Origin of the sequence: Robinsoniella sp. RHS, from assembly GCF_001029355.1 — a bacterium.
In the GTDB taxonomy this organism is placed as follows: domain Bacteria; phylum Bacillota; class Clostridia; order Lachnospirales; family Lachnospiraceae; genus Robinsoniella; species Robinsoniella peoriensis.
Genome location: NZ_JNGB01000070.1, coordinates 24,634 through 31,693, shown reverse-complemented (window position 1 = coordinate 31,693; position 7,060 = coordinate 24,634). Strand labels below are relative to the sequence as shown.

Below are 7,060 nucleotides of genomic sequence, written 5' to 3'. Positions count from 1 at the left end.
ATCTGGATGCAGTAAAAGACGAACTTTCATTAAAAGACTATGTGCAGAAAGGAATTGACGTTCTGAACAATGATACTGGATTCTTTATGATGGTTGAAGGTGGTAAGATTGACTGGGCATGTCATGCAAATGATGCAGGATCTGCCATCAACGATACAGAAGCCTTAAGTGACTCGGTGGAAGCAGCAGTAGAATTTTATAAGAAACATCCGGACGATACACTCATTCTGGTAACCGGTGACCATGAAACCGGTGGATTAACAATCGGATATGCAGGAACAGATTACGATACTTATCTGACAAACCTGACAAACCAGAAAATATCCTATGCGAAATTCGACTCTGACTATGTTGCAAAATATAAAGAAAATAAAACAGAGTTTAAGGAAGTGTTAAAAGATATAAAAGCAAACTTTGGCTTAATGGCAAAAGATGATGCGGATGCAACAGAAGATTCCAAACTGGTTTTAACAGATTATGAATATTCCCGCCTGGAAGATGCTTATAAGAGAACACTGGAAACAGGAACGGCAAAGAAGGATGGGATGTCTCAGGAAGAATATATTTTATATGGAACCTATGAGCCATTATCGGTAACCATTACACATATTCTTAATAATAAATCAGGTATTAATTTTGCATCTTATGCACATACAGGACTTCCGGTACCGGTATATGCACAAGGAGCAGGGCAGGAAAAATTCGAAGGGTATTATGATAACACAGATATATTTAAAAATCTCGCACAGCTTACAGGAGTTAAGTAATTGTTTCCCAAAATGCGAAAACTGAAGTTTACCCGAGAAACAGTTTGCTACCAGCTGCCGGTCATATTCTGTCTGGCGCTGATGGCAGTACTGTTTTTTTTACCTACCGGATTTGAAGATGCAGTCATTTATAAAGGGACAGAGCGCTGTGCGGCGGAAGTTCTAAATACCGATGACAGTAAAATAATCAGTACCGGACTGATCAAATCAGGAGAACAAAGATGTACGGTCCGTTTTCTGGGAGGAGAATTTAAAGGATTAGAGGCAGAGGGCTTTAATATGCTGAACGGCTCTCTGGAAGCAGATAAAATTTTTCGTCCCGGGGATAAGGCGCTTGTGGTAATCAGTCACAAAGGAGATGAAATACTTTCCGTAAACCTGATAGACCACTATCGACTGAATAAGGAACTGATACTTGCCGGATGCTTTGTGGTGCTATTAATTATATTTGCAGGTAAGACAGGAATTCGGGCAGTATTATCTTTTGGACTTACAATATTGATGATATGGAAATTACTGGTTCCTATGTATCTAAAAGGTATGCAGCCGGTAATGGTGGGACTGGTCATTGTGCTGTCACTGACGTTTATTATTATCACGCTGGTTTATGGATTTGACCGGAAGGCTTTTGCAGCGGTCAGCGGTTCCTTCCTGGGCATTATAACTACCTGTATAATGGGACTGATTTTTACAGATGCTTTTAAAATCCATGGTGCTATTATGCCTAATTCAGAGAGCCTCTTATACAGTGGGTACGAGAATCTGAATCTTACTCAGATATTTATGGCAAGTATCTTCATCGGGTCGTCAGGAGCGGTTATGGATCTGGCGGTAGATATCACATCTGCCGTGAATGAAGTAATCCAGAAAAAGCCGGATATCGGATGGAAAGAAGCAATGCAGTCAGGAATGGCTGTAGGAAGAGCAGCCATGGGAACCATGACAACTACGCTGCTTTTGGCTTACTCAGGCGGCTGTGTAGCATTATTGATGGTGTTTATGGCTCAGGGAACCCCCATAGACAATATTTTAAACTATAAATATGTATCATCCGAGATACTGGACACCATTGTAGGGAGCTTTGGATTGGTTACGGTAGCCCCTTTTACGGCACTGACAAGCGGTGTATTTCTTACAAGAAAGAAGAAATTATAAACTGGGCATTTTGTTTTTGAATCCCGCATAAATTGTTTAAAAGGAAACTGTCGGGGAGGTTTGCAGTGGAGGAGAAAACAAACAGGGAGATATTAACTGCACTAGAAGCAGAAAAAAACTGCCTTAAGAGGCAAAGGACTTACCTGCGTTTCATTGCGGCAACTCTGGCTTTTTTTCTGGCGGCAGTGATTCTTTTTATTGCAGTTGCGGCACCCAGAGTAAAGACGATTATAAATAAAGTGGAAACAGCATCCGGGAATCTGGATGAAATATCGCGTCAGCTGACTGATGCAGATATTCCATCCATGATAGATAAAATTAGCCGTTTGGCGGATAATAGTGATCAGGTAGTGACTCAGGCAGCAGAAAATATGGATAAGATAGATTTTGATAAATTAAATAAAGCAATTACAGACCTGCAGGCGGTGATTTCAACCCTTGCAAGGGTATTTGGATAGCTTATATTAGAAAAAGACTCAGGAATTATTCCAGTGAGTCTTTTTCTTCGTGTCTGGCTTTCATTTTTGGCGGTTCGAAATGATAAACTTCTTCATAAGAATCCAATTCAGCCTTGCTCTGAGGAGCGGAGGGGATCAGACCGGTACAGTCCATGGAAGAAGCGGAATTGCCCAGATAGTCATAATCATCGATAATTTCATTGTTCGTTTTGTTATCTTTCATAGGGATTCCTCCTGATTTTTATATGAAAAGTATAGTTTGCTTTTCAATTAGTATGCGGAAAAGCAGAAAAAATATCCCCTTTTATCCTATTTTTGTGTAATCCTTTGAAAACTTGGCCCCGGTTTAGGTTTTTATGGATTAATCAGTTTAAATATGTTAATATGGTGGCATAGGTATCGATACCACATTTTTGAAAATAAACATTAAAATGATGGTGTCTGAAGAATAAGGGAGGTCATGTTTATGGTAACATTGCAGGGAAAAGGCGTTTTTGGCGGCATTGCCATCGGTGAGATAGCCTTTTATAAAAGAGCAGAGGGACAGGTTCAGCGTAAGAGAGTGGAAGATACAAGTTCCGAAATCCAGCGTTTTGAATCTGCGAAGGATAAAGCAATTGAACAGCTGGGTGAACTGTATGACAAGGCAGTCCAGGAAGTGGGCGAAGGGAATGCAATGATTTTCCAGGTACATCAGATGATGCTGGATGATTTAGACTATGTGGAAGCTATTACCAATATGATTACAACACAGCAGGTGAATGCAGAATATGCCGTAGCTGCAACCGGAGATAATTTTTCACAGATGTTCGCATCTATGGATGATGAGTATATGAGAGGCCGTGCTGCCGATGTAAAAGACATCTCGGAACGTGTAGTCTCTATCCTTTCCGGAAATGAGAACAGCGGGCTGGTGACGGATAAGCCGGTAATATTAGCAGCAGACGATCTGGCTCCCAGTGAAACGGTGCAGCTGGAAAAAGATAAAGTGCTATCCTTTATTACCCAGGGTGGATCTACCAACTCCCATACCGCGATTCTTGCCAGAACCATGAATATTCCTGCAATTATCGGAGCAGGGAGCGGTTTGTCAGAAGAATATGAAGGAAAACTGGGAATCGTAGACGGAGCAGAAGGTCTCATTTATGTTGACCCGGATGAAGAGACGCTTACGAAATATCAGGAAAAGCAGAAAGAATATCAAGGTAAACAGGAGCTTTTGCAGCAGCTAAAAGGCGAAGAGAATATTACGCTGGACGGTCAGAAGATTAAAGTATATGCTAACATCGGCAATGCATCTGACATTGGTGCCGTGATGCAAAATGATGCAGGCGGCATCGGATTGTTCAGAAGCGAATTCTTGTATCTGGAGAGTGATAATTACCCTACGGAAGAAGAACAGTTTAAAGTATATCGATATGTAGCGGAGACCATGGCGGGGAAGATGGTTGTTATCCGGACCCTGGATATCGGGGCGGACAAGCAGATTGATTATTTTAATCTTCCGAAAGAAGAGAATCCGGCACTTGGGTACCGGGCAATCCGTATCTGCCTTACACAGCATGATATTTTTAAAACGCAGCTTCGTGCTCTTTTCCGTGCATCGGCATTTGGCAATATTGCTATTATGTTCCCAATGATCGTAGCAGTAGAAGAAGTCCTGGAAATCAAAGAGATTGTTGCAGAAGTGAAAGCAGAACTGGATGAAGCAGGGATCCCGTATAATAAAGATACACAGCTTGGAATTATGATCGAGACACCGGCAGCAGCGATTATCAGTGATGAACTGGCTAGGGAGGTGGATTTCTTCAGTGTGGGAACCAATGATCTCACACAGTATACGACCGCAGTAGACAGACAGAATGCGAATCTGGATAAATTTTATTACCCACATCACAAAGCGCTGCTCCGCCTGATTAAAATGGCAGCAGACAATGCCCATAAAAATGGAATCTGGATCGGCATTTGCGGTGAGTTAGGTGCGGATATGGAATTGACAGAGACTTTTTTAAGCATGGGAATTGATGAATTGTCCGTTTCCCCGGCATGTATTCTGCCATTGCGTAAAAAAATCAGAGATACAGATGTAAGCAAAGTGAGAGATGTCAGACTGGGAGAAGTGTAATCAGACACATTAGAATGTATCTTAAAATCATTCCGCCATCTGCACACCCCGCTTCACATGGAATCTGCGCCGAAAATAGTTGAAAGAAAAAAGAATGGAAGTATTGCAGGTAAGCCTGCAATATGCAATGGGTATAAATATGAAAAAATTAGTTTGTTTTGATATGGATATGACTCTTTTAGATCATGCAACATATAGTATACCGGAATCTGCGATGAAGGCTTTGGATCATCTGAGAGCAGAGGGACATATTATCGTGCTTGCTTCCGGAAGGGACATGGAAAATGAATTCAGCCGTCCCCTGGCGGAACTGGTCCATCCGGATGCAATTGTTCATGCTAACGGACTGAAGGTAACGATCGGAAATGAAAAGATATATGAGCATTTCATGGAGAAAAGTATTGTGAAAGAACTCCTGGAATTTGCAGAAGAGCATCATATCTGTATCGGTTATAACCTGGGTGATATCGGCTATTTTGTGAACAAAGAGCGTGTGATTGAAAGAGAAGTTCAGGTATTTGGAAGCTGTGACAGAAAATTTGGAGATCCCGGAAAATTATTAGATGCGTCCCTGCATGCGCTGGCTGTGTTTGGCACACTGGAGCAGGTTCAGAAATTAGAAAAGGCATTTCCATTGTTAAAATTCCCTATGTTTTCGGGAAATGTAGGTGCAGATATTGTGGATAAAAATACATCCAAGGCTGTTGGAATCGAGGCCCTTCTTACTCATTATCAATTGGGATGGGATGATGTGATCGCATTTGGAGACAGCATGAATGATATGGAAATGATTCATGCGGCAGGTTGTGGCATAGCCATGGGAAATGCAATAGAACCACTGAAGAAGGCAGCTGATTTTGTGACCAAAGCCGTGAATGAAGACGGGATCTGGTATGGACTGCAAAAATTAGGATTATTGTAAATTACCATTTATATATCCTAATAAGAATTGGAAGGAAAGCAATCATTAATACAATAAAGTATACAATAAAACGTACAACTCCAGGAATGATAGAACAATTTCCAGAATGTTCGAAAGTCCATTCTGGAGTTGTTTTGTATCAATGATATATGATTATTCCGGATTCTGATTCGTGTGGTTGGTAACGGAAGAGTCCGGTTGATCCTTTCCGGTATCAAAATTAGTGAGCAGAAACTTTTTAATAAAAAAGAGTACACCGATAGCGACAATACCGACAATCGTTTCAAATAAAGACATATGTTCTACAACCATCTGCCGGGCAGTGGCAAACATCAGTACTTCAATCAGTGTTTCGGGCGTATGTTTACAAAGCATTTTCACAAATTCGATTCCGACCACCAGACTCAGGGCGGTGGAAAGAAATTTATTAAAGTTGTCAAACTGAGCATTCGTAGCCATATGGACTACATCCGGTATTAAATGAAGGCTTAGAATAAGAATAGCAGCGGTGATTAAAACAGCCAGAAATAATTCCATGTAATATGAGATTCGAAAGAGCAGGTTGTGATATTTTTTCTTCATAATTTAGATTTCCTCCTGTGTAGTACAATAAAAATAATATATCATAGGATGGGCAATTCTGGTAGTAAAATTTTACGGAGGATGAGAGGAGTAAATCTGGTATCAAACGTATGGATAAAGGAACAGATGCAAATGTTATCTGAGGATAAATTCAGAGATTTTACCATGAGGCTTATGCCGGGAGTGGAAAATGTATATGGTGTCCGCCTGCCAATTCTTCGGAAAATCGCAAAGACGATTGTAAAAGAGGATTGGAGGGCTTATCTGGAGGAAGCACTTGATGACAGCTATGAAGAGATAATGCTTCAGGGAATGGTGATAGGCTATGCCCGTATGGACCTTTTAGAACTTTTACCCAGAATTGATTGTTTTGTGGGTAAGATAGATAACTGGTCAGTATGTGACAGTTTTTGCGCCGGCCTCAAGATAACGAAAGAATACAGAGAAGAAATGAGGTTGTTTCTGGAAAAGTATCTGAGAAGCCAAAATGAATATGAGCTACGGTTTGGGGTTGTTATGCTTTTAGATTATTTTGTAGAGGAAGCATATCTGAAAGGGGCATTATCAGCATTTGATGCCATTAAGCATGAAGGATATTACGTCAGAATGGCTGTCGCCTGGGCAATTTCCATTTACTATGTGAAGTTTCCCATACAGGTTATGGAATATCTGAAAGAGAATGAATTGGATAACTGGACCTATAATAAGGCGCTTCAGAAAATAACAGAATCACTGCAGGTTGATAAAGCAGCAAAAGAATATATCCGTTCCTTAAGAAGATAATGGGGCATTTAGAGGTACACTTTAAAGAGGAAAAATTCCTTGTTAAATTATTGACAATATATGGAAATGGTGTTATATTGATCTTAATAAAAGGGAGTAGCCAACACCGTAAGGTGATTCGAAATCGTCAGGTCGATGTAAAACATCCGTATCGAATGAAATGTACGAGACTTTTATTGTAGCATGAGTTGTTGCAATAGGGGTCTTTTTCTTTACCCCGAACCATAAAATGCAGCATACTCAAATTTCCGGAAGTGCTCTGAGCATG

Annotated in this window: 8 protein-coding genes; 6 read left to right on the top strand and 2 right to left on the bottom strand. The window is 40.6% G+C overall.

From position 1 onward, the window contains the following. The 3 genes from RHS_RS20970 to RHS_RS31555 all read left to right on the top strand — a co-directional run. Positions 1-767, top strand: a 767-nt coding sequence (locus tag RHS_RS20970; RefSeq protein WP_047834268.1) for an alkaline phosphatase, incomplete at its 5' end; no start/stop codon positions are given. After that, positions 768-1,922, top strand: a complete 1,155-nt coding sequence (locus tag RHS_RS20965; protein WP_330373639.1) for a YibE/F family protein — start codon at positions 768-770, stop codon at positions 1,920-1,922. A gap of 65 nt (positions 1,923-1,987) precedes the next feature. Further along, positions 1,988-2,380 carry a hypothetical protein gene (locus RHS_RS31555; protein WP_052430700.1) on the top strand — a complete coding sequence of 131 codons (393 nt, stop codon included), beginning with the start codon at positions 1,988-1,990 and terminating at the stop codon, positions 2,378-2,380. Positions 2,381-2,405: 25 nt separating this feature from the next. Here the strand turns inward: RHS_RS31555 and RHS_RS20955 are convergent, their stop codons facing one another. Beyond that, positions 2,406-2,603: a hypothetical protein gene (locus tag RHS_RS20955; protein ID WP_027295915.1), complete on the bottom strand. Its 198-nt coding sequence runs from the start codon at positions 2,601-2,603 to the stop codon at positions 2,406-2,408. Positions 2,604-2,846: 243 nt separating this feature from the next. Here RHS_RS20955 and ptsP point away from each other — a divergent pair, with 243 nt between their 5' ends. Further along, the gene (gene ptsP, locus RHS_RS20950) at positions 2,847-4,505 is read left to right on the top strand and encodes a phosphoenolpyruvate--protein phosphotransferase (protein ID WP_027295916.1); all 1,659 of its coding nucleotides are present in this window, start codon (positions 2,847-2,849) and stop codon (positions 4,503-4,505) included. Positions 4,506-4,599: 94 nt separating this feature from the next. Next, on the top strand, positions 4,600-5,427 hold the full coding sequence (locus tag RHS_RS20945; RefSeq protein ID WP_052377970.1) for a Cof-type HAD-IIB family hydrolase: 828 nt from the start codon (positions 4,600-4,602) through the stop codon (positions 5,425-5,427). A 153-nt stretch (positions 5,428-5,580) separates the two neighbouring features. Here the strand turns inward: RHS_RS20945 and RHS_RS20940 are convergent, their stop codons facing one another. Continuing rightward, positions 5,581-6,009: a hypothetical protein gene (locus RHS_RS20940; protein WP_044289643.1), complete on the bottom strand. Its 429-nt coding sequence runs from the start codon at positions 6,007-6,009 to the stop codon at positions 5,581-5,583. 81 nt (positions 6,010-6,090) lie between these two features. Between RHS_RS20940 and RHS_RS20935 the strand changes: the two genes are divergently transcribed. Further along, complete coding sequence (locus RHS_RS20935) at positions 6,091-6,792, top strand: DNA alkylation repair protein (protein ID WP_047834267.1); 702 nt, start codon at positions 6,091-6,093, stop codon at positions 6,790-6,792. Positions 6,793-7,060 lie beyond the last annotated feature (268 nt).